Genomic DNA, 23900 nt, shown 5'->3' with positions numbered 1-23900 from the left:
CAGCCGAAGAGACGCGCCACGTTCCTCGTACGCCCGCTTGCGCTCGGCAAGCGTCTCGTTATACACCCAGCGGCACTTCTCAAGCTGCTGCTCAAGGATACGCCGTTGGCCGTTCGTGAGGTAGATGCGGTATTTGAAACTCTTTCGCATAGGTTAAGCATAGCACGTCCTTGTTTAAAACGCAAATTTGTGCTAGTCTGGACTAAAGCCGCTCAAGCGGGTGAAGCCCTTCTCTCCCAGGGCTAAAGCTCCTGGGGTTTACGCCCTCTTTTTCTAAATGCGTGCAAGCTGTGCTTGCACGCATTTAGAAGGTATGTATTTTTCAGGGAGGGCAGGCCCTCCCTGCGACCCTCCCAGCGCCCCCCGGCCCTGTAGGGGCACCCCTTGCGGGTGCCTTGGCGGGGTTCATACACGGAAGATGCAATCGCCCTGCGACCCTCCCTACCGCTGTCGCGCTGCGTGCAACGCTTCCAACACCCGTGCCGCCGTGTCGTCCCAGGTCGGCAGTTCGGCGGCACGGTTTCGGGCTGCCGCCGCCATCTGCATGCGCTGCGCCGGGTTGTTCAAGAGTTGGCGCAGTGCCGCGACCAGGTGGGTCAGGTTCCCTGATGCGGTCAGGATGCCTGCCTCGGGGCCGACCAGATGGGGGACGGGGCCGACGGCATAGCCGATAATCGGGAGCCCCTGGGCCAATGCTTCGGCAAAGACCAACCCGTAGCCTTCGTAGCGCGACGGCAATACGAACAGGTCGGCCCGGCGATAGGCCTCAACCAGTGCGGCGTCGCTAATCGGGCCGTGGACGACGATCGACGCGGTAGGTGCGCGCGCAATGGCAGCCTGAACCGTGCGGGTATAGGCCGGGTCTGCATCAGTCTCGCCGATCAACTCCAACCGCGCCCCCGCTGGTGCGGCCTGGCTCCACGCTCGTACCAGGTCGAGAATGCCTTTGCGCGGGATCCACTGCGCAACGCAGACCGCCGTCAGAGGGTGTTTGCTGGAACCCTCGCCTGGCGCGGCTGCTGGCGATGTGAGCCGATCGTAGCCGCCGGGCGCAACCGTGATCCGATCTGAGGCAACCCCTCGATCTTCAAGGATGTGCCGCCCATGCTCGCTGACGGTGATCAACCGGTCGGCCCGTAACAGTGGTGCCTCCAATTCAAGATCGCCAACCGTCGTACTGTCAACACCAGCGACACTGGGGAGTTCGTGGACCAGTGCCACCAGGGGGCGGACGGCGCGCCAGCGATCGGCCCAGTGGGCGCAGAGGCCGCGTGCCAGAGCATCAATCAGCAGCAGATCGTAGGCGCTCGGGTCGAAGCCGCCAAGTTTCGGGGCCGCAATGAGCTGCGCCGCGAGATCGGCACCACTCGGAACCAGCTCAGTGATGGTAACGCCGGCCTTCTGCAAGCGGGCGAAGACTTCACGGTGGTAGAGGTAGCCACCGGTCATACGTTGGGTGTCACCGACGGTCAGGCATGCAACATGCATCAGAGCTGATCCTCATAGGCGGCATAGGCATCGGGGTTTTCCCAGATCCGTACCGTAAGGGTGACGATTGGGCTGCCCTGCAAGGCCTGGGCCAGCCGCTGCCAGCAATAGTGGGCCAGGTTTTCGGCTGTTGTATTGATCTGCTCTAGCCCAGGCACATCGGCCAGGTCGCGGTAATGCAGGTCGTTGACGATGGCATCAAGCGCCGCTTGCAGGCGCGTGATATCGATCAGGGTACCGTCTGGTTGTAAGCGCGGCCCACGGATCGCCACCTCAATGCGGTAGGTGTGGCCGTGCATCCGTGTCGCCGGGCCAAAGTCGCCGATCAGGCGGTGGGCTGCTTCAAAACGGGCGCTTACGCCAATTTCAAACATCGTTGCCTCTCATACATAGTCTGTGAACGAAGTTTCCCGGTAGCGCCGCCGACCACGAATACTGATCACGAAGAAACGAAGATGGGCGTTGCGGTGCGGTATTCGTTTCTTCGTGCCCCCATTCGTGGACGGCCAACGACACCAGAAAACTTCCGTGACACACTACTCAATTATACGTGATAACGACCTGCACGACCTGTTCGGGTTGTTCGTCGATCAGCCGGTAGGCCTCGGCGATTTGGGTGAATGGTAGGTGGTGGCTGATGAGCGGTGCCAGTTGGAGTTGCGGCAACCAGGCGAGCACCGCCTCCCAGCGCCGATCATGATCCCAGCGCGCTGTCACTGCGGGACTGAGTTGGCCTACCTGTGACGAGCGCAGGGTGATCCGTCCGCGGTGAAAATGCCCGCCCAGGTCGAGTTGCACTGGTTTGCGTCCGTACCATGAACCGACGACCACGGTGCCTTCGGGCATCACGCAAGCGATGGCCGTCTGGAGTGCCACCGGTGAGCCACTGACCTCGATCACCAGATCCGCACCCCGGCCCCCATTCAGAGCGCAGATCTGCTCGGGAAGAGTCGGCACCGGAGCCAGCGCGGCATCGGCACCCACCTGCAACGCCAGCGCGCGTCGCGCCGGGACAGGTTCAACCGCAATAACTTTGGCCGCACCGGCTTGTTTGAGCAACTGCACGACGAGCAACCCGACGACACCTTGCCCAAAGACGAGCGCGGTTTCGCCAAGATTGATCCGTGCATCGTGAACCAGATTGAGCGCGGTTTCGGTATTGGCGGCGAAAACCCCCAGTTCCGGTGTAAGTTGGGCCGGTAAGCGCCGGCAGAGATCCGCCCCGATGCAGACGTGGCTCTGGTGCGGATGCAGGGCGAAGACACGATCTCCCGTTGCGAGCGACGTCACCGCTGAACCGACCGCCGTGATTTCGGCGACACAGGCATAGCCGAACTTGATCGGGAAGCCAAAACCGCCCACCAGGGTCGGCAGGTCAAGCGGCAAAACCGGGTCGACTTCGCCCCGGTAGACCAGCATCTCTGTACCGTGGCTAATCGCCGACGCATGCACAACGGCCTGCACCTGGCCCGGGCCGGGCGACGCGAGTGCCTCATCACGGAACTCCACCTGGCGAGGTGCGCTGAACCAGGCGGCGCGAGCCGTGGCTGGGGTCATCATGGTGAACCGGTTTCTGTTTCAGCGCTGGCTTGCCGGTAGTGTATCTGGCCTTGGATGATCAGATCAACCCCAGCGTGCGTCAGCGTGACTCCTTCCAGCAGACATGCGTCATCCAGGTGCTCAATGCCCAGGTCGCCAACTGCTGCGATCCCCGTGCCGAGGATCTTCGGGGCCACCGTGATCGCCAGGCGATCGGCGAGGCGGTGGCGCAACAGGCTGGTGATCAACTGTGCGCCGCCCTCAACCATCAGCGTAGCAATGCCTCGTTCGGCCAGGATCGCGAGCAGGTGCGCCAGATCGATCCGCCCATCAGCCAGTGCCGGCGTCTCGACCAAGGTGGCACCGCGCTCGGCAAGCTGCGCACGGCGTTCCTGCGGTGCGGCGCTGGTATAGGCGATCAGCGTGCCGACAGCGGCCCCGTCGCGCAGAACGGCCGCGTTGTCTGGCAGCCGCAAGCGACTATCAACAATCACGCGTAACGGATCGGTTCCGGGCACCAGGCGTACCGTCAGGCGAGGATCGTCGGCCAGCACCGTACCGACCCCGACCATCAGCGCATCGCTCGCCGCCCGTAGTTCATGGCTGAACCGCAGCGACTCAGCGCCGCTGATCCACTGCGAGCTGCCGCTACGCGTCGCCAACCGCCCATCGAGGGTCTGCGCATAACTCAGCGTGACAAGTGGGCGGCTCATCCGCGCCGCCGTACAATCTCGACGACCGAACCGTCGAGGATCGTATCTTCGAGGCGCACCCAGGGTTTCGTGACCTGCACCTGAACAGCCTGGACGCGAGGATGGTCAGCGAGCACAGCGGCAGCAATTCGCTCAGCGACAGCTTCGGTCAACTGCAGCGGTTCACCTTCGACAATCTGGCGCGTGCGCTGGTGAACCTGGCTATAATCAACTGTCTGCTGCAAATCGTCGGTGCGCCCGGCAGCCTGGAGATCGAGCAAAAGGGTCAGATCGACAATGAACTGCTGTCCGAGGCTCCGTTCCTCGGGTCGAGTCCCGTGGTAGCCGACAAAACGCATGCCGCGAAGATGGATTTTATCGAGTTCCATTATTCAGCCACCAATCCGTACATCAACGGAAGCTTGGGCACGTCATCAGGTGGATAATACCGGCGCTGATCATCGCGCCGCATCCGCGCAAAAGGCTTCTCGCCATTGACATAACAGAACTCTTGCAACTGGCGAATACGCAGACCCGCAGCGGCGAAGGCACTGACGACCTCGCCAATACCCCAACGATAGAGATGGCACTGGTGCGGATTGACAAAGTCGCGCACACCCTCGGCGAAACCACCGGGGCTGAGCCCGCCGGCGGCTGCCCCGACATAGTCGCCGACACCATCAAGCGTCAGCATCTGTCCCCCGTGGGGATAGTTATAACGTAGCCGCCATTCAGGATCGAACATATTCGACGTCGGATGAAACTCAACCAGCACAAACCTCCCCTGCGGTGCCAGGATCGCCGCCACACCGTTAGCGAAGGTCGGCAGATCGCGGAGCCAGCAGATCGCCCCATACCCACAGTAGATCCGATCGAAGGCGATGCCCGCACGGGCAGCCTCACTCAAATAGGCATACACATCAGCCTGCACAAAAGTGGCCTGTAAGCCGGTCGCCTCAGCCAGCGAGCGAGCATACATGATTGCGGCATCGCTCAGATCGACGCCGGTAACAGTCGCCCCAAGACGATTGAAGCTCAAACTCTCGTGGCCGGTATTGCACAACAGATGCAGCAGACTACAGCCCGTCATCTCACCGAGCAAGGCCAATTCTTCCGGAAAGACCGTCAAACCACCCGTGCGCAGATAGTCCGACAACCCTGGGCGATGGCTAGCATGGGCTTCAACCGCCGCATTCCATGAATGGCGATTCTGTGCTGCTGCAACGTCAGGATCTACCGTCACGCATTCTCCTAGTCTTCGATATTGGCGATGAGAGTGAGTATAACTTTATTGTACCACTGTCGAGAAGGCTTGCTGAAGCTGTACGTTACCCCTGGCAAAGCGCCAAGCGTGACGGCTGAGGTCGAAGCCCACCTCCGTGAAGCCCTCTCCAAGCCCTCTGGCTTCGCCTCCTACGGCGAGATCCAGGAGTGGCTCTGGCTGAACCAGGGTATTCGGCTGGCCTACTCCTTCGTTACTCGCTCCCAGCTTGTTGAGCGGTGAACGATACCAGCGGTATCACGGTGATAAATGTGCTAAAAGGTATTCACGCAACACCTGGCGGCTAATCCAGAGCGGTGTTCCCGCCTGCTCGTAGGCGGTAATCGTTGTTCTGGCGAGGTCATAGAATGGTGAGGAGTCTACGCTGGCATAGACCAGGATATTAGTATCCAAGAAGATTGGTTCAGCAACCACGGTCGTCATAGAGTTCCTCGCGTCGAAGGGGCAGATTGTCAGGCCAGGTGGGGAGATGGATGCTGGGCAATGGCTGTATCGGTGGGGCTTGCACTGCGTCGGCTGACTGCCGGATCACCTGCATGGTCAAATCATTGAGCAAGTACAGCTTCTCCTGGAGCGAGAGGCATTGTACTAATGCCCGAGCTTGCGTCAGTTGGTCTGTGCTCATCATTACCGGTGCCCTCTTTACTCATGCTATACTACCAATACGAAGAAGCCACAATGCAAGGTGGTCAGGGGTTTCGGCTCTGCTGAACCCCCTGACCACCTTATCTCTCTATAGGAGTTGTCAACGATGAGTCAGAAATGGACCCAACTGGATATTCCCGATCTTACCGGGAAAGTTGTTGTCATCACTGGGGCCAACAGTGGCCTGGGCTTTGAGTCGGCGCGCACGCTGGCGTCGAAGGGTGCGACGATCGTGATGGCGGTGCGTACGTCGGCCAAGGGCGAACAGGCTCGTGCCGCGATTCTCAAGGCCTATCCGAACGCGGTCATTGAGGTGATGCGGCTCGATATGGGCGACCTGAGTTCGGTGCGTGCGTTTGCCGATGCCTTTGTGGCGAAGTATGAGCGCCTCGATATTCTGTTGAACAATGCAGGTCTGATGGCGATCCCGCGTCAAGAGACGGTCGATGGTTTTGAGATGCAGCTGGGGGTTAATCATCTCGGTCATTTCGCGCTGACCGGGCGGCTGATCGATGTGCTTGTGAAGACTCCAAAGGCGCGGATTCATAATGTCTCTAGTAGCGCCAACTTTACCGGGCGGATCAACTTCGACGATTTGATGGGCAAACGCAACTACGGGCGTTGGGAGGCCTATGGGCAGAGTAAGCTCGCGAATATCTTTTTTACGTTTGAGCTGCAAAAACGGTTAAGCGCAGCCGGGTTCGATACGATTACCAACACATCGCATCCAGGCCTGGTGATGGGGAACCTGCAAGAGAATAGTGTTGCGCAGTCGGGGACACAACTGGAGGCGCTGCTCTATCGGGTGATTCAGCCCATCCTGGCTCAGGATATTGGCATGGGCGTATTGCCGATGCTCTATGGCATGACCGCACCCGACGCGAAGGGTGGCGTCTTCTACGGCCCCGAGACGTTCAATATACGGGGCTACCCTGCCGAGCAAAAAGCCAACAAGGCCGCCTATGATGCGGCAGCCCTCACGCGTTTCTGGGAGGTCTCTGAGCAACTGACGGGGGTACGCTACGCCGTGCTGGAGAAGGTGGCGACGACGGAGCTCTAAAAGTTCCTTCCGCCACCTCGCGCTGGGGGGCTACCGCTATGAACCCGATGCCGTGGGGCTGAAGCCCTCGGCTAGGTGCAGCGAAGCCCGCCTGCGCGGGCGAGACCGGATTCATTTCTGGAAGACCATCAGCCCGACGGTGCTCCGGTCAGGTGGACGTTGCACCAGCCCTAGCATCAGCCCTATCGGGCAATCGCAGAGATTGGTGTGATGGTATGATGATAGATGATGCTGTGAACGGTGGCGAAATCGTGAACAAAAACCAACACGCAGCACAGGCTTCGAGATGATGGAGAGGAAATTCTCCGCTCGAACTGTGCTGCGCGTCTGGTAGTCACAACGGACTCTGGTGGTGGAGATGGGGGGATTCGAACCCCCGTCCAGAAAGCTACGCCGCAGATATCCTACAAGCTTAGCCATTTGTTTAGAGCTCGCCCGCGCCTGCACAAGTAGCAAAGCAGTCTTTGGGCAAACCCGCTTATCTTTTCCCCAGGCCAGCAGGTGGTCACCCAGGAAGCACTCGACTTGTTGACGCCGGGTCACTGACCATCGAGTGAGTCAGTGAGGGCGCGCTACCTATTTTTAGGCAGCGAGGGCCATGCGGCCCGAGTAGTTGTTGTTGCCAGTTATTGGCATTGCCCTTTTTACGTGACTGGGCGTCACGGCTTGCAATCTACGACCTTCACCCCCTGTCGATACCAGTCATCCCCGTCTCTAGCCTATGTATTATAACGCACCTGGCGCAAACGTCAATGAGTCTTGCGAAGGAGTTTAGGGTGCTTGCCTCTTGCGTTGGAGCGTGCTACCAGGCCTACAGATTGCCCACATCCCCCCCTCCTGTCGGCGTAAACGCCTCGGCTACCCAGGGCGAAGCCGGCCTGCGCCGGCTGAATCAGGCCACGAAAGTGGCCTTTGCCAACCAAAAGCCGAGCCGTTCACGGCGACGGCAGCTTCTGCCATCACCCCACCCAGCGCTGGGGCGAGCTGGGACAAGGGCGCGAAGAGCGTCTTTGCTTGGCACCTCTGACGTCAGCAAGGTTGCGCCTTCGCGCCTTTGCGTCAAAAAAACCGTCTGGTGGGCAAAGCATAGCCTTTAGACTACATCTTGCCCGCGCTGGCGACGGCCAGTGCCAGTGAGCCAGAGCAACCCAACAAGCAGAGCAGGGATCAACAGGACACCAATCGTTCCCGCAAGAATCGTTGAGAGCGGACTATCAATCCCCGGAATTGTGTAGTCAGGCAGGATCGCAAAAGGTGCATCCAGAGCATACTCAAGAAAGCCCTGATCTTCGGCGACGCGCTCGAGGCCATCAGGATGCGGCGAGGCCAGAGGGGCCAAAATAGTTAGGGTCAGGGCAAGCACGATACCACCCAGCGCAACCTTTGATGGACGCATCCCTCCTGCGATCTGGATCTCCTCGCCCATCGGAGAAGCGAGCCCTGGCACGTGCTGCGGCCAGAACGCAGTCAAAAGCAGCAGGGTGAGCATGGTGATGCTCCCTTCGAGAATACCGATCGCGGCGTGAACCCCCAGCATTGCCGGAAAGACAAGGGCCGCCTCAACAACGCCCGACAGCGCCAACTGCAACGACGTCAACGCTGCCGCTGCCATCACCGAGACCCAGCCAGCCACAAAACCAGCCAGCGAAATACCCCAGGCATGCTGTTGTGTACGCTGCAGCAGTGGCTTCGCAACGCCATAGCCAAGCAACGCCGTCACAACCCCCATGTTAAAGATGTTCGCACCCAGAACCAGGATTCCGCCATCCTGAAAGAGGAGCGCCTGGAGCGCAACCACAGCAGCAACGACCAGCATACCCGCCCACGGACCGAGCAGCATCGCCGCCATTGCGCCCCCCAGTAGATGCCCCGACGTACCGTGCAAGACCGTCACATTCAGCATCTGACCAGCAAAAATACATGCCGCCAGGATCCCCATCATCGCCACATCCGGCTGCTCTTCACGCACCCGATACACCGCGTACCCCACCGTCCCCGCAGCAATGACCCACCACGCAAGAGCCACCGGCACCGTCAGCAAGCCATCGGGCAAGTGCAACCCGAGCACCATCGCCCCGTGCAACGACTGCAGCATGACCCCCTCCTCCTTGAGTAAGACCAGTTATCTTTGAGGTGTCCGCATCCGTGACATTAGTAGATGGTAGAACGCGAACAGGCACTGTATGGCAAAGTATAGTCTACTTTTGCTCAATTTGCACGAAGTTGCCTGCAAACGGGATGGTGTGCTCGGTAGCAAACACAGAGGCAAGCACAATCGAGACAGCTTGCGACAGGCAAGCCCCTGTGGTACACTGCACCTCGGTTTGGTCTGCAAGACGGGAGGCTTTTTGCGTGACACCGGACGATCAGCAGTCACCCGATTCGCAGTTTTCCGATCAATCCCAGAGTAAGCGTATCAGTCGTGATACGCTCCTTTTGCTTGGAGCACTTTCGTTTCTGATTCTGGCGGTGGCGTTGACTTTCCTCTTTACACCGGGTGGTCAGCCTGGCGATGAGGCAGGGGTACCCACCGAAGAGCTTACGACGACCCCTGATCCTGCGTATCCAGTTGTTTCACCAACGCCTGATCAGGGCGCTTATCCTTCTCCTGGTCAACCAACAGCGCCTGTCGCTGGCTTTGATCCTGCCTATCCCTATCCCATGCCTGTCGTACCAACTGGTGATCCTGCGCTCGAGACGACGGCAACGCCCGATGCTGCGGTTGGCGTTGACCCTCCCTCGCTGATCCCGACTGATGCGGCGTATCCAGGCCCGGATCTTGAGGAACCTACCCCTCTCGCCGGATATCCGGGGCCGGCTGGTGGGCAGCCTACGCCACTGCCAGGGTATCCGGGGCCAACTGGTGAGGGGACGCCGCCTCCCATGCCAACGCTTGCATTGACGCCGATTGTGCCAACCGCTGTGCCGCCACCCCCGGTGGTGCAGCCGACGGTCGTCCGCCCAACAGTGGTGCAGCCGACCGCTGCACCGCCACCCACGGCCATTATCCCGCCTACGTCTGAACCCTTCCCCCCCGGCGAAGTGACAGCGACACCAGAGTCCCCTGTCGATCCGCCTGCGCCGACGGCACTGCCGTTGCCAACCGAGACGCCGGGGCCGCCACCGCCACCGCCCTTCGATGTGGTCAGTGGCAATGTGCGCTGGTCACGCGCTGAGAGTCCGATTGTTTTGGAACGGGATCTTCAGGTTGCGCCCGGGAGCGAACTGGTCATTGAGCCGGGGGTTGAGGTGCGGCTTGCGCCAGGCGTCTCGATCTTTGTTGATGGTGGGCAACTGCTTGCCCTTGGTCAACCCAATCAGCCGGTGCGTTTTGTTGGTGCAACGGGCGCGCGCTGGAGCGGGATCTTTGGGCAACCGAATAGTTTTGTGGTGCTCGAACATACCGAGGTGCGCGGGGGCGGGCTTGGCGGCACCGTGATGGCGCTTGAGCGGAGCGAGTTGGCGGTGCGTGCGAGCCGCTTCACCGATAACGGTGGAGCGATTCTGCTGACTGATACCCGCCTCGAGATGCGCGATAGTGAGGTGACGGGCAATGATATGCCGTTTGGCCCGGCCCTTGAGGCGAGTTTTGGGCGGGGTAATTTTGTGACCTTGAGCAATAATCGCTTTGGGGGCAATCGTCTGAGTGAAGGCGCTCCACAGGTGCGTCTCAGCAATCGTAGTACCTTCGAGACGCTGAACCTCGCAATTGAGGGCAATCTGATCCGTGGTGGTGCACCGAATCTGCAACTGACGACCAATGGCCCACTAGTTGGGACAGTCGGGTGCAATGCGCTGATTGGTGATGCGCAAGGCTTTGGTCTGCGCACCCAGACGCCCCAGGTTGATCCCAATGGCGTGCCGCCGATGCGCCTGCGTGTTGAGAATAACTATATTGATGAGCACGTGCCACCGATTATTCCTGTCTATCTGCGCTATGGCCTCGGACGTGGGGCGACCAGCGAGGTTCTGCTCGATATGCGCAATAACTGGTGGGGGAGTGAGACCGGCCCCTATGAACCAGAAGCCAACCCGCTTGGGCGTGGCGACTCGGTTGGGGTCAATATTCTCTACGCACCCTGGTTGACGGCCCCACCGTCGTGCGTGCCGTCGCAGTAGGAGCACAAGAGCCGAGCATGCAACAGCACACTAGCTCAGGCAACGCAGCTATGCTTACATTGAGGCGACGTGCGCTGCATTTTGTCGTCCTGATGGGCATCGTCAGCCTGTTTGCTGATATGGTCTATGAGGGTGGGCGGAGTATTAGCGGCCCCTACATGGCGCTGCTAGGGGCAAGTGGCACGGTCGTTGGGCTCATGGCTGGCGTTGGTGAGCTGATTGCCTATGGGTTGCGGATCGTTTTTGGCTATCTGAGCGACCATACCCGGCGCTACTGGGCCTTTACCATTGCCGGCTATGGCCTCACAGCGCTCGCCGTGCCAGCACTGGCGCTCGCCGGGAGTTGGCAGATCGCCGTCTTGCTCTTGACCCTGGAACGGGTAAGCAAGGCGCTACGCAGCCCGGCGAAAGACACCCTCCTCGCCTACGCAACCAAGACGATTGGTCATGGCAAGGGCTTTGGGCTGCATGAGGCGCTTGATCAGATTGGGGCTGTGGCTGCTCCGCTGCTGCTCGCAGCTGTCTTGGCCTGGCAGGGAAGCTACGAACTCGCGTTTGCCTTGCTCCTCATCCCCGGCGGATTGAGTATTCTGGCGTTGCTAGTGGCGCGAGCACGCTTTCCCCAACCCGAGGATCTTGCTGGCACAACACCTGCGCTGAAGCCCCAAGGCTTCGAACGAACTTTCTGGCTCTACCTGATCGCAGTTGGCCTAATTGCCGCCGGATTTGCTGATTTCCCGCTCATCGCTTTCCACCTCCAACGCACCGAACTCGTTGCCTCAGCATTGATCCCGGTGCTCTATGCGCTGGCGATGGCGGTTGATGCCGGGGCTGCGCTGCTCTTTGGCCTGCTGTTCGACCAGATTGGTTACAAGGCGTTGACTCTGGCGGCATTGCTCTCGCTAGGCTTTGCCCCGATGGTTTTCAGCAGTAGCCTGGCATTAGTCGTCCTGGGCATGGTGCTCTGGGGCATTGGGCTTGGTGCCCAAGAGTCCATCCTTCGTGCAGCAGTGGCAACGATGGTTCCAGCCGAACGGCGCGGTACCGCCTACGGCCTCTTCAATGCAAGCTATGGGATGGCCTGGTTTCTGGGAAGCGCGATCCTTGGGTTGCTCTATGATCGCGCCCTGCCCATGATGATTGCGGTCTCGGTCGGATTGCAGGTGGTGGCGCTCGGGTTGCTGATCGTCGTGATGCGTTGGCAGCACCACGAACGTATTGCATAACCTCGGCGAATCTATGCGATAATACGAACAATGTGGCAGCACCGCTGCCACATCACTGTATGAGCCCAATCCCCTGCGGAGGCGTGTATGCGGGTGCTTGAAACGCAGATTTTTCGTGGCCCAAATCCTTATGGCTATCGTCCGGTCATTCGTCTGACTCTCGATCTTGAGGAGTTGGAAGAATATCCTTCGGATCGCATTCCTGGTTTTACTGATCGCCTGATTGAGTTGATCCCGTCACTGCAAGAGCACGGCTGCTCGTATGGCGAACCGGGTGGTTTTGTGCTGCGCCTGCGCGAGGGGACGTGGATCGGCCATATTGTTGAGCATATCGCGCTTGAGTTGCAGTGCCTCGCGGGGACCGAGGTGACCTATGGCAAGACCCGGTCGGTGCCTGATCAGCCTGGGGTCTACTTTGTGATCTATTCGTACCGTGAAGAGCGGGTCGGCCGCGAGGCCGGCAATCTTGCGCTGCGCCTGGTGCGTTCGCTCTTGCCCGCGCATCTGCCGAGTGCGTTGCAGGGCGACGAGCGGGCTAGCTTTGATTTTGTCCGTGAACGCGATGATCTGATCCGCCGCGCCCAGGATCTGATCCTCGGGCCGACCACGGCGTCGCTCGTTGATGAGGCCCGTAAACGAGGCATTCCTGCGATTCGCCTTGATGACCAGAGCCTGGTGCAGCTTGGGTATGGCAAGCATCAGCAGCGTATTCGTGCGGCGGTGACTGGGCAAACATCGTATATTGCGGTCGAGACGGCCAGCGATAAAGAGTTGACGATCCGCTTGCTGGGCGATGTTGGCCTTCCGGTGCCGCGCCATCGCCGCGTCAGAAGTGCCGAAGATGCCGCCGCCGCTGCCGCAGCGCTCGACTTTCCACTAGTCGTCAAGCCCCTCGATGTCAGCCATGGTCGCGGCGTTTCACTCAATCTCAATACGGTTGAAGAGGTTGTGCGTGCTTTTGAAGTCGCATGCGAATATAGTTCTGATGTTCTGGTCGAGACCTTTCTGCACGGCAATGACTATCGTGTGCTGGTGATCAACGGCGAGGTGGTGGCCGTCGCCGAACGTGTGCCGGCGCATGTGATTGGTGATGGCAAGCATACGCTTGCCGAGTTGATCGAACTGGTCAACCGCGATCCACGCCGAGGCTTTGGGCACGAAAAAGTCTTGACGAAAATCAAGCTCAATCATCAGAGCGATCAGCTGCTGGAGCGGGCCGGCTATACGCTTGAGACGGTGTTAGCGTCGGGTGAGCGTTTTGCCCTCGCGGCGACCGCCAATCTCTCGACCGGTGGCACGGCAATTGACCGGACAACCGAGATTCACTACGAGACCCGCGAGATTGCGCGGCGGGCAGCGTTGATTGTCGGGCTTGATGTAGCGGGCATTGATGTGATTACGCCTGATATTTCGCAGCCACTGCGCGAAGTCGGCGGCGGTATCGTGGAAGTCAATGCAGGCCCCGGTTTTCGCATGCACCTGCAACCCTCCGAGGGAACGCCGCGCAATGTGGCCCGTTTTGTCGTTGATATGCTCTTTCCGCCGGGGCAGCCGACGCGCATCCCGATCCTCAGCATTACCGGCACCAACGGCAAAACAACGACGGCCCGGATGGTTGCGCATATCCTCAAGATGCACGGGCAGCGGGTTGGCCTCACCACCACCGATGGCATCTATATTGATGGTGAACTCTACCTCAAAGGCGATCTCACTGGCCCGTGGAGTGCGCGGATGGTGTTGAAAGACCCGACGATCGAGGCGGCAGTGCTTGAGACGGCGCGGGGCGGCATCCTGCGCGAAGGGCTTGGTTTTGAGCGTTGCGATGTGGGCGCGGTGCTCAATGTCTCGAACGATCATCTTGGTCTACGTGGTATCCATACCGTCGAACAGATCGCCGAGATCAAGGGTCTGGTGATCGAGGTCGTGCGTGACGATGGCGCGAGTGTGCTCAATGCCGATGATCCGCTGGTGGCGGCGATGGCCGACCGCGCCGAAGGGCGGCTGATCTACTTTAGCATGCACGGCGGCGAGAGTGCGAGCGATCTGGTCAAAAACCATATCGCCAACGGAGGCACCGCCGTGGTCTTGCAACCTGGCGTGCGCGGCGATATGATCGCCATCTATGATGCCGAACAATACATCCCGTTGCTCTGGACGCACCTGATCCCCGCGACGCTCGAAGGCAAAGCGCTGCACAATGTTGCCAACGCGCTCGCCGCAACCGCGATTGCCTATGCGCACGGCGTGACGATCGAGAATATTCGCCAGGGCCTACGCACCTTCAACACCAGTTTCTACCAGGCCCCCGGGCGGCTCAACATCTTCGACGAGCACCCCTTCCGCGTGCTCGTGGACTACGGGCACAACCCAGCGGCCTTCGCGGCGATGCGCGAACTGGTCGAACGCCTACGCCCGTCTTATCCACGGGTCATTGGCGTCGTGAGTTCGCCTGGTGATCGGCGCGACCAGGATATCGCCGAAGCGGGAGGCATTCTTGGCACCATGTTTGATCTGCTGATCCTCAAAGAAGATGACGATCGCCGTGGCCGTGCCCCCGGTGAAGTCATCGGCATCCTGCGCGAGGCCGCGCTCGCCGCTGGCATGCCCGCCGCGCAGATTGTTGACGTGCCCAATGAACTTGAAGCGGTGCGGTACGCGATGAGCCGGGCCGAACCAGGTGAACTCGTGATCGTCTTTGCTGACAACATCACCGGGGTGTGGAAGGAAGTAATTTATCATCCTCGCGGGGCAAGTGAGGGCCGGATAGGGTAAAAGAAGCCTCTATGTAGATATATTGCAACCATGGAGGCTCGCGAGCAGGAGTACCGTATATGACCGCACAACCGCGACCATATATCACCGAAGAAGCCTATCTTGAGCAAGAGCGACGTAGTACCACGAAAAGTGAATATTATGACGGACAGATGTATGCGATGACGGGTGCCAAAGAACCGCATAACCTGATTGCGAGTAATGTTCTTGCTTCCTTGCATAGACAACTTCGGCGCAAGCCATGTCGCGCCTACCCAAGCGATATGCGGGTAAAAGTCCTGCGGACAGGCTTACATACGTATCCTGATGTTGTTGTTTGCGGACAGCCCGAATTTGTTGACGAAAAACGTGATGCTCTGACAAACCCTACCATTATTGCATGTACACTTTCACGAATGTTTACTTGAAGATACCTATGAAAAAGTAGAGCTTGAAGAAGATGCAGATAATCTTCCCCTTGATCCTCCAGCGGAGTAATATAGCAGTCCTAGACAATTTGTGTCTGAGGAGTGCCGGCTTTAGCCGGCTAAAGCCGGCACTCCTGTTTACAACCCAGATAGGGTTGCTATAGCGGCTCGCAGCAGACGTCGCTGGCGCGTCCCTGACTACATGCGTAATTGCTTATTTGGACAGGAGGTAGTTATGACGCTGGTTATGATGGCTCAACCTGTTCCCCTCACGATGAATGCTGATGGGGTCGTGCGTGTCGCCAATACCCGTATCACGCTCGATACGATCGTTGCGGCCTTTCGCGAGGGGGCAACCCCCGAAACCATCGCGCAGCAATATCCCTCGCTCGCACTTGCCGACGTCTACGCCGTTATCAGCTATTATTTGAACCATCTTCCCGAGGTGCATGCCTATCTCCACCAACGCGAACAGGTGGCTGTGCAGATCCGCCAGGAGAATGAAGTCCAGTTTGATCCGCAGGGCGTGCGGGATCGCCTCCTGGCACGTCGCACCACCACGGATCATCCATGATGCTGCGTCTGGCTGCCGATGAGAACTTCAATAACGATAGCGTGCGGGGAATCATCCGCCAGAGTCCCCACGTCGATATCGTACGCGTGCAAGATCCTGGCCTGACTGGCGCTGATGACCCAACCGTACTGGAGTGGGCCGCGCAGAGCCAGCGTATCGTCCTGACTCATGATGTGGCACTATGCTTATGAGCGGGTTCGCGCTGGTCAAACTATGCCCGGCGTTTTCGAGGTCAGTCGGAACATACCCCTTGGCCAAGTGATCGCAGACATTGTGCTGCTGGTCGAATGTAGCCTGGAAGGGGAGTGGGAGGGTCAGATACGGTATTTGCCGCTACGCTAACTGTGTAACCATGTACCATTTCCTGTCATTTCGATTGACTCGCGTGATGAGGAGGCATCGGCATGAATCAAATGACGCCCTATGATGCGGTCTTACTGCTGGCCAGGCAACTTGCGCCGACCGAGCAAGCGCGCTTAGCTGCCGCGCTTATTGGGGTGCCATCCGAGCCAACGCAGACCGATGCACCAGCGCGACGGCCAAGTCTCACCCCCGAGGTGCAACAGTTGCTTGTGGGGAAAACAGCCAACGATTTCGATGTGCCACCCAATGGCACGCCCGAGGATGCACGTGCGCTGGTGCGCTCATGGGCCGAAGAAGATCCCGATGCCACGGAAGAAGAGGGTGAGTCGTGGGAGGATGTGCTGCGTTCGCTCGACGCCAACCGTTGCTCGGCCCGCCGCTTGTTTCCTGAAATGTTGACCACTTGACGCGGCTCGCACCAGCCGAGCATTGGCAGAAGATCACAGGATAGATCAGTCGACCATGCACGATTCTTCGCGGGTGACGGTCAGCGTGGCATGTATCTTTGCCTTCCCCCGGGGCGTGCGCGTCTGCCATTCGGCCTCTGAAGCATGATCCGCCAGTGAAGTCGCCATCGGCGGTTTGCTATCCGGTTTCCTTTTAAGGTGCCAAGCAAGAAACCTCAAATATTTCAGTTGGGATACCCTGAATAGCCTTCCAGCAGGACTCCTTCTTGCACCATTCTGTAACATTACGACCATCAGGTGGATGTGTGATTACTTGATGAACTTCTCTCGAAATCATGTGAATCGCCTGTTGAAGCGACGGTGTAAGGCTTTGCTGCTTCCAGATCTTATCTAGATCTACTTTTTGCTGCGCTTTATAGCTCAGATATGCCAGGGTATAGGTCACAATATTCGCACGATAACCGCCAAACTTCTCACTCTGGACAATCTTCTCTGCAGTTTTGAACAAAATAGCTTTGGCGATGAGGTGAGTAAAATAGGTTTCGTCTGGCTCAGGGCGTCTCTTCTCTGTCAAGCCAACTGTAAACTTGGCAAAGTTTTTTTGGGCACCCAAACTGACGATATGAGGAAGCTGATCCCAAGTATGTTCAAATTTTGCAAGATCAGTTTTGGTAAATTTTTGAGCATTCGGATGTGTAAGAGTGAAAGCTTTTTGCTTGGCCGGGGTGGATTCGCGATTCTTGGCATCGGCGTACTGTCCTCGTGCACGTTCATAAAACCACCGAGTTTGACGCTGAGTGCCATTAACGGTAGGTGCCCAAATGGTGCGAGAGAGCTCTTCAACCCGAATGTGAAATGGGTCGTTGGCGGAGAAATCAGCTTCACTGACCTTATTTTGGTTGTTGGCGTAGCGGGAAATCAGGGGCACGATTTCATCCATACGATCGCGATCTACCACCGTTAACTTAGTCTGAACGTAAATTCCCGAGATATCTGCTTTGTCTTTGCGAACGGCTTGATAGAGAGAAGCCGTAGTTTGTCCACCGTTGACGATCTGAAGATCACAAATTTCGACAATCCCTTGTCCACCATTGTGTAAATCGACAAGTTTCACGGTCTCAGCAGTTGCAGAAATTCCGTTGTTGTAGGCGAGAAACCGATGGGGTTCTTTCAAAATTGTTTGACGGATGCCTTTATTGACATTGCCTTTTGCCTGTAAGAAGGAACGAACATTGCGTTCCAATAGTCTTGAGCCATATTCAGCGTAGATTTTACAGAGAATTTCACCGGGAATGATGGCAACATAAGCGCGATAGTCTGCTTGGGATTCTGGCATAGCAAGGCAGGGAATGATAAAATTATATTGATTTAAAAAATTAATTTTGATTGCTTCTCGTTGTTGCCCTGACGTAATGCAGCGATAGGTTCGACGAAGATCCCAGATGTTGTAGGAATAGTTGACTCCGTTTACTTCTTGACTTTTCTTAGTTTGTAGTGTGGTTAGCCCGTCGGTGAAGAGGAATAGGCGCACATGGCTGAGCTGGCTCCGCTGGCTGTAAATCAACTGTGCCATGTCAAAGCTAGGAGAGGCTTCTTCGATTGACTGATGATATCCTTTGTAGACTTTGCTTAGGAAATTAATCAGTTGCTTGAAAGCACTTTCAACCGTATCTTTACGCACAGTAGTAGGAGAAGGATTCTGGATATAAATAGAGATGAATAAATCGAGCCGACCTTCTTCTTCTTGGAGATTGTAGCCGTTGACTTTAATGCCACGAGCACTGTGATAGCAGACGTGACCATCTTCAAGTTCGCCTGCTTCGGTCAAATACTCAATCATGATGCGGGTAAAGGCTTCCTCTCGAAAGGAACTGCCCTCTTCTTCGGTCTGATTGCCCTCTGCATCGATGATGACTTCCTGATGGAGGTTTTCGACAAATCGGGCAAGTTCCAGATCATCATTACTCATGGCTGGGCTGATCTCCTATTAGTGCAATGATCTCTGTTTCTGGAATGGAAAAGCGTTTGCACTCAGCAACGCTAATGGTATAGCGCACATCTCCTACACCATTACGAAGATCAGATTCAATAATTTTAGGAAAGTCTGTCCCAACTTTGAAGTAGTTGTATTCTCGAATGGTGTAGCCGATATTCTCATAGCGAGTCGTATGAACATCTAGGTAGCCGATTTCAAATAGGAGATTTTCTAACTCATCTCTAGCGATCGCATCCCCGGAAACAAGCGATCGCACACTAGCGACCATTTCAGGTAAAGTCTCCCCCTGCCCTTGGCGCACATCCAGCGATAGATGAAGCAGCACGATCGCTCCTGCCCCCGTATCATCCAGTTGTCGTTCGCTGGCAATCGCTAATTTTTGATGTTGTTTGGCGCTGGTTGTTTTTACTTCAGCCGCACAACCAGCAAATTGAAAATCTTGTTGAGTACCTTTTGGCCCAGTCCAACATCGAACCCCTTTGAGTAATTCCAGATGGGGAAATACTAATTGTCTTAAAAACCACAGTTCCCCATAAAGCCCTTGCTGAGCAATTTCACTCAATCCCTCTGGATGATGCTTTTCCAGAAAAGTTTGCCATCGTTTTAGACGAGTGATAAAAGTTGAAATGGCGGCTTGCCCGTCTGCCACGGCAGTAAGACAATCCACAATGTCTTGAACTAATGTTGTAAAAATGTCCTTGTATTTGACATTAGTCAAAACTAGTTGGAGAGTAACGTACTCTTCCCCATCTTGCGGCAAAACTATTCGGTTCACTGTAAAACTGTTAGAAGTTGGATAAATCGTTTTTCGATCAAAAAATATACTATTAAAACGTAGCATTAATAGACGATTATTCAAAGGTTTTTCAATTGCAAGGTAAACATCGTAATTTACATCTGGTAAAATACGACGAGTCAAATAACCAGAAAAAACATTGTTTCCGTCATGTTCTAAGAGGTTCCAGACATCTTCAATCTTCATAGCTATCCAGAAACTCCTGTTCCCAATAAACATTATTCACTTTGTACTCCACGAACCTAGCGGAATTGCTACTGGGAAAACTGATACCAAAACCAATGATAGGGATTTCAGCATTGATAGCCTTTGGATCTAATGGATAAAGCAAGAGCAAGCCATTCCTTGGATTACGCTTCTCTCGAATTATTTTGCCGTCAGGTGTTTTACTTTTGCTCTCTGGTTTTCCAGCTTCTTGTCTACGCTCTCTTGTAATGTTGATAATCTCCTCTTGAGCAGATGGAGAGAAATCTAACATTTCGTCTGGTGGGTTCAATAACCGAGATTTTGGTAGTCGATATTCTGATAATGAAGGATCAGCATCATTCTTCCGATATACTAAGCCAACTTCTAATCCAGCTATCGTATGCTTATTGTCAGCTTTGTTCTTTGAGATTAAGGCAATCGTCCAAGACACCAGTTCGTTTTGCTTAAGTTGAGCCTGAATATAATCAACTAAGCTTCTAGTGTTTGCTAGGCGTGCGTTCGGATGAGATTGATAATTTTTCAAAAAATTAACTATTTTGTTACCAGAAACCTGTTTCCAAATAAAGTTGTTTTTCTCAATAGAGTACATTCCTAATCCTGAGATTAAATCTTCTGTAGCTTTCAGATTTCTATGAATGATGTCCTCATCTTTATAAAACAAGTATGTCTCACTGATTGTTCCTGCAAAAGAGAGTTGCATCACTGTACCATTTCTCATTTTGTTGGCTCCAGTGATGATCAATCCAGAGGGGTGAGTTCTTACCTTCAAGCCGAATTCTTCTGGAGTAGCACTCATGTTTGCCATATAGTCGAACTCTTTACGAAGTTCTTCACTCGCAACCGTGATGTGTTGATACCACTCCACTAATTCATCGGTTGTGTAAAGACGACAGAGGTCGAGATAGCCGGGACGGTAGCCAAACCATCGTCCCATCTGCATCAGGGTATCGTACATTTTGGATGCTCTCAGGTAGTAACTGACGCTCAGTCCTTCAAGAGTTAATCCACGAGATAGCTTATCCCCGCCAATCGCAATCACATTTAACCCATTTGGACTCCCCCAATAGTCCAAGATGTCTTTCGCTGTACCATTAATCTTCTTGACTTGAATTCTTGCAGCGACCTGATGTAAGAGAGGGCTGATATCATCCCATGCAGGAATTGGTACTGCTGGTTGTAGATCAGTACCAGCAATTGCTCTACTAGTCGGGATAAAGTCGTTATTCCAGAGATATTCAAACTCACTCAAAATTTGATTCAGTGTACTTCCTTCGCTGTAACGCAATCGTCGTTGTAAAGAAGTTAGTTCATCTTTAACTAATTGGTTAACCAATTCCTGTACGGCTGTGAAACGAGTAACATGTACAAGCATTGAATTATGGGCTGTTGTCTGCCCTCGCCAAAACCTAACAGCGCAAGAAAGGATAAATGCTCGAATAGCTTCTTTCAAAGACGTTGGCAGATAAGGTGGAACATGTTCCTTCTTATGACCTGTCGGCATCCACTCATCTTGATCCTCAACAATTCGGACGATATCCAAGCCAGAAACGCTTTCCAAATCTACTGCTGAATCGGAATCTAGACCGAAAACCTGAACAGGACCGACATAGTTAGAAGGGGCAGGCAAGTTAACGATGAAGTGCCGAGGAAATAGGTCTTCGCCATGCTCACTTGTTCTGACTTGCGGATGGATGAAAATATTTGCAAAAGGAGTTGCCGTATAGCCGACATAGGCCGTCTTTTCAAAACTGTGTAAGAGTTGCCGAATCAGCTTGTTGATTGCAGTAGCTTCCTGCTCTTCACGGGGAATACCAGTGTCATCCAACCTTACTTCTTTCGTGTTGACAGATGCATTATCGGCTTCATCATCAATGATGAGCAAAGGAGAATTTCTGACGACTTTTCTTCCCAACTGTGGATCTGCATTTGCCCAATTCGATGCCCATTTCACTAGATTATTGAGGACAGTCTTGTTCTTCTTGACTATCATCAAAATCGGATCAGCGCCGCCTGGAGCAGCGCCACACTGATCCGCGATTTTCTTGCTAAAATCTCCTTTCTCCGCGCTACTCGTTACAGGAAGTGCCCTTAGCTGCTTACCAGTAGGGATTAGACCCGCACCGATAAAACGATTTCCCGTATCAAAGGCTCTATTATTCTGAGAGTCCCAACCCAGAAACCCTTCATCAAGACGTAGCTGCGTCTGACTACGAAGACTGTTGTGCAATCCAGCTAGAACAATGATTAGTTTGTATCCTGCATCCACTGCCTTGCAAATCAGTCCGGTGTAATTGGATGTTTTTCCAGATTGCACTTGCCCAACTACCATTCCGCGACGGCTCCAGTCTCCGGGTCTTTGTGGTTCTTCCAGTCTTTCTAGAATTGAATCTGTAAGTTGCTCTAGGCGATCCACAGTAGCAGGCGACCATCCCTTTTCTTCTTCCAGGTAACGGCGATAGCGATCCCAGAAATCCCAGTTAATTTCAGCTTTTTGATCGGGCAACCAAGAAATATGATCTTGCTTATCTTCTAGGATTGTCCCTTGTGCCATCCAAATGCTGTATAAGGTTTCAAGATCTCTAATTAATACTTCCTCTTCTACTCCTTCCGCCAGACCCTGACCCCCCAACATTGATAAAGCCATCCGAACCTTTTCTCGGATCAACTCTGGTGGAGGAGTCTGTTCACCCTTTAGTAGTAGTTGCACTAGATTACGGGCAGTTTCGTAAGGAGTCATGCTAGATTTCCTCGAATAAGCTGATCTGATAGGGTTTTGACTAAGGTTTCAAAGTGTTGAAAGGGTTCCATTGTCAAGATGCGATCGCGGGCTTGCTCCTGAGTCATGCCACTTTTCCTGAGCGACCGATAAATTTCAACCATGACTTCTAAAACCTGGTCTGATGGGGTTCCATCAAAAGGCTGTGCTTGTTTCTCCGGTTCAGTAGCGTTATCGATCCAAATTTGCTGGATTGGCACTGTTGCTTCGAGCAATCGCAGCAACGCTCGAATGACAGGCTGGCAGGTGTCTGGCAGGTTCAGTACCTCCTGCACGAGAGGATGTTCCTGATTTACAGCATAAAAAACCTTGCCTCGCCTGAGCTTCTTGTCCCACGGGAAGACATATTTTTCAGCATTTTCCCGCGCTATAACCTTGCCTCGGTGGCGGTAAATCTCGGTGGCTCTGTAGCGCGTCAGTCTAGCAATCCGTTTCAAATCTGCTTTCAGCGATGCAGGTGGACGAGCCCTAGACTTTTTAACATCAATATTCCAATCATTATCCATCGAATTCGGCAGGTCTACCTGAATCCGTGCTAGTTTGCAGTGTTCGTCCTTGCGATATCCCCCCAAGCCTAACCAATCACCAGCAACCAGCAGGCGTTCATTGCGATACACATAGAAACCCTGTTGAGCATTCCAACCATTTGTTCCAGCCGCTTTGTTGTAGGTGTCCGAGTCGATTTTGGAATGGTGCGGCAGGACATAAGGCTGGACCTGAACCATTTTATCTTTGAAAGTGAGTAGTTCGAGGGGCAGAATCTGAGTCGCTTGAGCATCGGGTAAAAATGGGTTCCAGGGTTCAATAGAGTGGTGGTTGATCCATATTTTGAGGCGATCACGCTTTTCTAAAAAACGATGAAATACCATTGCCAGGTGATTTTCCACAACTTCAACCGTTTCAAGAAAATCATCTTGAGCTTTCTGGTCGTCTGTTTTTGCTGTACCTACAATCCGATCCAGGCATTCCCACAGTATGATAGTGCCATAAGGCATACCCTCCAAATCATTCAATTTCTGGATTGAACCCTCCGCAGGAGTGTGAAGCAGCCTCCACTCGTCAACCTGATTTACATAATCTAAATCCCACCGTCTAATAGCAACCGCATGATTTGCTGAGCGTGAGGCAACCGTTAATCGTCGGCATTGGGAGAATGAGGCTGTTTTGAGTCCCAAACCAAATCGTCCCAAATCGTCTGCTTCTCTTTCCTCCAAGGGACTTTGACTACCTGGACGCATGGCACTGATCAGTTGATCTTCTGTCATGCCATGTCCATCATCCCGAATGGAGATATGAGAGTTAGCGCCATCCCAACAAAAACTCAGCCAGATATTGCGTGCTTTAGCCGTGATACTATTATCGATGAGATCGGCGATCGCCGTCTGAACATTGTAGCCAAAAGCACGTAAAGACTCTATCATTGCTGAAGCACGAGGTTCAGCAATGTCATACATGGATTCAGATATATCGCTGGCGTTGAACCTCATAATTGGATGCTGAACTGGTTTGATCTAGATTATAACTTCACTGCCTACAGAGAGCGTAGCTTTC

Annotated in this window: 21 protein-coding genes, 1 other RNA gene and 1 pseudogene; 9 read left to right on the top strand and 14 right to left on the bottom strand. The window is 54.8% G+C overall.

The annotated features are described in order from the left end of the window. From EKD05_RS27140 to EKD05_RS07380, 7 genes are all read right to left on the bottom strand, one after another. Positions 1-150 (bottom strand): helix-turn-helix domain-containing protein (locus tag EKD05_RS27140; RefSeq protein WP_165360632.1); only part of this gene is annotated, 150 nt, incomplete at its 3' end. A gap of 291 nt (positions 151-441) precedes the next feature. Beyond that, complete coding sequence (locus EKD05_RS07405) at positions 442-1488, bottom strand: glycosyltransferase family 4 protein (protein ID WP_129671796.1); 1047 nt, start codon at positions 1486-1488, stop codon at positions 442-444. Continuing rightward, complete coding sequence (locus EKD05_RS07400; RefSeq protein WP_129671795.1) at positions 1488-1862, bottom strand: 6-carboxytetrahydropterin synthase; 375 nt, start codon at positions 1860-1862, stop codon at positions 1488-1490. The genes EKD05_RS07405 and EKD05_RS07400 overlap by 1 nt, the downstream gene beginning before the upstream one ends. Positions 1863-2028: 166 nt before the next feature. Then, complete coding sequence (locus tag EKD05_RS07395) at positions 2029-3048, bottom strand: zinc-binding dehydrogenase (protein WP_240695678.1); 1020 nt, start codon at positions 3046-3048, stop codon at positions 2029-2031. Continuing rightward, positions 3045-3740 carry a RibD family protein gene (locus tag EKD05_RS07390; RefSeq protein WP_129671794.1) on the bottom strand — a complete coding sequence of 232 codons (696 nt, stop codon included), beginning with the start codon at positions 3738-3740 and terminating at the stop codon, positions 3045-3047. Before EKD05_RS07390 ends, EKD05_RS07395 begins: the two co-directional genes overlap by 4 nt. After that, positions 3737-4108: a dihydroneopterin aldolase gene (gene folB, locus EKD05_RS07385; RefSeq protein ID WP_129671793.1), complete on the bottom strand. Its 372-nt coding sequence runs from the start codon at positions 4106-4108 to the stop codon at positions 3737-3739. Before folB ends, EKD05_RS07390 begins: the two co-directional genes overlap by 4 nt. Beyond that, the gene (locus EKD05_RS07380; protein WP_129671792.1) at positions 4108-4962 is read right to left on the bottom strand and encodes a class I SAM-dependent methyltransferase; all 855 of its coding nucleotides are present in this window, start codon (positions 4960-4962) and stop codon (positions 4108-4110) included. The genes folB and EKD05_RS07380 overlap by 1 nt, the downstream gene beginning before the upstream one ends. A gap of 108 nt (positions 4963-5070) precedes the next feature. Between EKD05_RS07380 and EKD05_RS25685 the strand changes: the two genes are divergently transcribed. Continuing rightward, entirely contained in the window at positions 5071-5223 is a 153-nt protein-coding gene (locus EKD05_RS25685) for a hypothetical protein (protein WP_165360631.1), read from the top strand. 15 nt (positions 5224-5238) lie between these two features. On the opposite strand, the gene EKD05_RS07375 is transcribed toward EKD05_RS25685, so the two are convergent. Next, entirely contained in the window at positions 5239-5424 is a 186-nt protein-coding gene (locus EKD05_RS07375; RefSeq protein ID WP_240695677.1) for a hypothetical protein, read from the bottom strand. Between the two features lie 328 nt (positions 5425-5752). Here EKD05_RS07375 and EKD05_RS07370 point away from each other — a divergent pair, with 328 nt between their 5' ends. After that, positions 5753-6706, top strand: coding sequence for an oxidoreductase (locus tag EKD05_RS07370; RefSeq protein ID WP_129671791.1), 954 nt, complete (start codon positions 5753-5755; stop codon positions 6704-6706). Between the two features lie 350 nt (positions 6707-7056). Here EKD05_RS07370 and ssrA read toward each other — a convergent pair. Together ssrA and EKD05_RS07360 are read right to left on the bottom strand one after the other, a co-directional pair. Beyond that, positions 7057-7416: a transfer-messenger RNA gene (gene ssrA / locus EKD05_RS07365) on the bottom strand. 383 nt (positions 7417-7799) lie between these two features. After that, positions 7800-8801 carry an energy-coupling factor ABC transporter permease gene (locus EKD05_RS07360; RefSeq protein WP_129671790.1) on the bottom strand — a complete coding sequence of 334 codons (1002 nt, stop codon included), beginning with the start codon at positions 8799-8801 and terminating at the stop codon, positions 7800-7802. A gap of 257 nt (positions 8802-9058) precedes the next feature. Here EKD05_RS07360 and EKD05_RS07355 point away from each other — a divergent pair, with 257 nt between their 5' ends. The 7 genes and pseudogenes from EKD05_RS07355 (at position 9059) to EKD05_RS07325 (ending at position 16574) form a co-directional block, all read left to right on the top strand. After that, positions 9059-10825 (top strand): hypothetical protein, encoded by a 1767-nt coding sequence (locus EKD05_RS07355; RefSeq protein WP_165360630.1) that lies wholly within the window; start codon positions 9059-9061, stop codon positions 10823-10825. Positions 10826-10875: 50 nt separating this feature from the next. Then, positions 10876-12051: an MFS transporter gene (locus tag EKD05_RS07350; RefSeq protein WP_129671789.1), complete on the top strand. Its 1176-nt coding sequence runs from the start codon at positions 10876-10878 to the stop codon at positions 12049-12051. An 87-nt stretch (positions 12052-12138) separates the two neighbouring features. Next, positions 12139-14823 carry a cyanophycin synthetase gene (gene cphA, locus EKD05_RS07345; protein ID WP_129671788.1) on the top strand — a complete coding sequence of 895 codons (2685 nt, stop codon included), beginning with the start codon at positions 12139-12141 and terminating at the stop codon, positions 14821-14823. A gap of 59 nt (positions 14824-14882) precedes the next feature. Continuing rightward, positions 14883-15230 carry a Uma2 family endonuclease gene (locus tag EKD05_RS07340; RefSeq protein ID WP_129671787.1) on the top strand — a complete coding sequence of 116 codons (348 nt, stop codon included), beginning with the start codon at positions 14883-14885 and terminating at the stop codon, positions 15228-15230. A gap of 235 nt (positions 15231-15465) precedes the next feature. After that, on the top strand, positions 15466-15804 hold the full coding sequence (locus EKD05_RS07335; RefSeq protein ID WP_129671786.1) for a DUF433 domain-containing protein: 339 nt from the start codon (positions 15466-15468) through the stop codon (positions 15802-15804). Next, positions 15804-16146 (top strand): annotated as a pseudogene (locus tag EKD05_RS27135) (DUF5615 family PIN-like protein). Before EKD05_RS07335 ends, EKD05_RS27135 begins: the two are co-directional and overlap by 1 nt. Positions 16147-16208: 62 nt before the next feature. Beyond that, positions 16209-16574 carry a hypothetical protein gene (locus EKD05_RS07325; RefSeq protein WP_129671785.1) on the top strand — a complete coding sequence of 122 codons (366 nt, stop codon included), beginning with the start codon at positions 16209-16211 and terminating at the stop codon, positions 16572-16574. Positions 16575-16767: 193 nt separating this feature from the next. On the opposite strand, the gene EKD05_RS07320 is transcribed toward EKD05_RS07325, so the two are convergent. From EKD05_RS07320 to EKD05_RS07305, 4 genes are read right to left on the bottom strand one after another with little or no spacing between them, the layout of a single operon-like run. After that, positions 16768-18543 carry an AIPR family protein gene (locus tag EKD05_RS07320; RefSeq protein WP_129671784.1) on the bottom strand — a complete coding sequence of 592 codons (1776 nt, stop codon included), beginning with the start codon at positions 18541-18543 and terminating at the stop codon, positions 16768-16770. Then, positions 18536-19552 carry a PD-(D/E)XK motif protein gene (locus tag EKD05_RS07315; protein WP_165360629.1) on the bottom strand — a complete coding sequence of 339 codons (1017 nt, stop codon included), beginning with the start codon at positions 19550-19552 and terminating at the stop codon, positions 18536-18538. The genes EKD05_RS07320 and EKD05_RS07315 overlap by 8 nt, the downstream gene beginning before the upstream one ends. Beyond that, positions 19542-22310, bottom strand: coding sequence for a Z1 domain-containing protein (locus tag EKD05_RS07310; RefSeq protein ID WP_129671782.1), 2769 nt, complete (start codon positions 22308-22310; stop codon positions 19542-19544). The genes EKD05_RS07315 and EKD05_RS07310 overlap by 11 nt, the downstream gene beginning before the upstream one ends. Continuing rightward, positions 22307-23836, bottom strand: a complete 1530-nt coding sequence (locus tag EKD05_RS07305; RefSeq protein WP_129671781.1) for an ATP-binding protein — start codon at positions 23834-23836, stop codon at positions 22307-22309. The genes EKD05_RS07310 and EKD05_RS07305 overlap by 4 nt, the downstream gene beginning before the upstream one ends. Positions 23837-23900 lie beyond the last annotated feature (64 nt).

It is taken from the genome of Candidatus Chloroploca sp. Khr17 (assembly GCF_004138165.1).
GTDB lineage: Bacteria > Chloroflexota > Chloroflexia > Chloroflexales > Chloroflexaceae > Chloroploca.
The sequence above is the reverse complement of the archived record's forward strand: the minus strand, read 5'-3'. Positions and strand labels throughout refer to the sequence as shown.